The following is a 1978-nucleotide window of genomic DNA, read 5'->3' as shown; positions in this document are numbered from 1 at the left end:
CGCTGGCCGCGGGCGAACCCTCCGCCGACGTGCTCCGCGGACCCGCCCCGTCCGCCGGCGCCGCCCGCCGGACGAAGGCCCGGACCGCCTTCCTGTTCACCGGCCAGGGCAGCCAGCGCCCCGGCATGGGCCGCCGGCTGTACGAGGCGCACCCCGTGTTCGCGTCCGCCTACGACGACGTGTGCGCCCAGCTCGACCGGCACCTGCCCGCCCCCCTCAAGGACGTCGTCTTCGCCACGGGAGCGGACGACGCGGACGCCTCCGGTTCGCGCCTGGACCGGACCGAGTACACCCAGCCCGCCCTCTTCGCCCTGGAAGTGGCCCTGTTCCGGTTGCTGGAGCACTACGGCGCCGTCCCCGACCGCGTCCTCGGCCACTCCGTCGGGGGGATCGCGGCCGCCCACGTCGCCGGGGTGCTCGACCTGGCGGACGCCTGCACCCTGGTGGCGCACCGGGGGCGGTTGATGCAGTCGGCGCCCGGCGGCGGCGCCATGACCGCCGTCGAGGCGACGGAGGACGAGGTCCGCGCCTCGCTCGCCGGCTACGAGGGCCGCCTCGACATCGCGGCCGTCAACGCACCCACCTCCGTGGTCGTCACCGGTGACGCGGACGCCGTCGCCGAACTGACCGGCGTCTGGCGGGGCGAGGGCCGCAGGACCGCCCCGCTCAAGGTGAGCCACGCGTTCCACTCCCCGCACATGGACCCGGTCCTGGACGCGTTCCGCGAGGTGGTGGCCGGGCTGACCTGTCACGCCCCGCGCATCCCGGTGGTCTCCGACCTCACCGGCGCCCTCGTCACCGCCGAGGAACTGGCGGACCCCGATTACTGGGTGCGTCACCTGCGGCACACCGTACGGTTCGCCGACGGGGTGCGGACCCTGAAGGAGGAGGGCGTACGCGCATGGGTGGAGCTGGGGCCCGCGCCCGTGCTCGCGGCCCTGGCCGGCGCCGTCCTGGGGGAGGAGGCGTCCCCGCCCGTGGCACTGCTGCGCCCGGACCACCCCGAGACCCGCACCGTGGCCGCCGCCCTCGCCCATCTCGCCCTGCACGGCGTCCCGCTGGACACCGGCCGGCTCTTCCCGGGTGCCCGGCGGGCCGTACTGCCCACCTACGCCTTCCAGCGCCGCCGCTTCTGGCTCGACGGCGGAGCCGCGACGGGCGACGCCACCGCCCTCGGCGTGACACCCGCCGGCCATCCGCTGCTGGGCGGGATGACCGGCCTCGCCGACGGTGACGGCCTGCTGCTCACCGGCCGTCTCTCGCCGCGCACCCACCCCTGGCTGGCCCAGCACGTCATCGGGGGCACGGTGCTCCTGCCGGGGGCGGTGATCGCCGAACTCGGGCTGGCCGCCGGTGACCGGGCGGGCTGCGACCGGCTGCGCGAACTCGTCCTGGAGGAACCGCTGGTCGTACCCGAGGAGGGCGTCCGGCTGCAGATCTCCGTCGGCGCACCCGGCGGCGACGGCGAGCGGCCGCTCTCCCTCCACTCCGCCCGTGACACCGCGACCGGGCCCTGGGGCGAGGGGGAGTGGACCCGGCACGCCACCGGCGTGCTCACCGCCGCCGCGCCCGTCGCCGCGGAAGAGGACTGTTCGCCGCCGGCGGACGCCGTCCGCCTCGGCCACGAGCACCTCTACGAGCACCTCGCGGAAGCGGGTTACGCCTACGGGCCCGCCTTCCGGGGGCTCGAGGCCGCGTGGCAGTCGGGTGGCGACCTGTACGCGGAGGTGGCGCTGCCCGAGGAACTCCACGCCGAGGCAGCCGGTTACGGCATCCACCCCGCCCTCCTGGACGCCGCCCTCCACCCCCTCCTGCTCGCCACACCGGCCGAGCCGGGGACGCTGCGGCTCCCCTTCTCGTACGACGGCCTGACCCTGCACTCCACCGGTGCGACCCGGCTGCGGGTGCGGCTGGCCGGCGCGGCGGGCGGCACCTGTGCCCTGACCGCGACCGACCCGGCCGGCGCACCCGTGCTCAC

At 76.5% G+C, this 1978-nt stretch carries 1 protein-coding gene; it reads left to right on the top strand.

Annotation, left to right across the window (positions count from 1 at the left end; genetic code table 11):
• Positions 1-29: 29 nt before the first annotated feature.
• A partial coding sequence (locus ABZ371_RS32090; RefSeq protein WP_358686357.1) for an acyltransferase domain-containing protein occupies positions 30-1978 on the top strand: 1949 nt, incomplete at its 3' end.

Source organism: Streptomyces sp. NPDC005899, assembly GCF_040629645.1.
Lineage (GTDB): Bacteria > Actinomycetota > Actinomycetes > Streptomycetales > Streptomycetaceae > Streptomyces.
The sequence above is the reverse complement of the archived record's forward strand: the minus strand, read 5'-3'. Positions and strand labels throughout refer to the sequence as shown.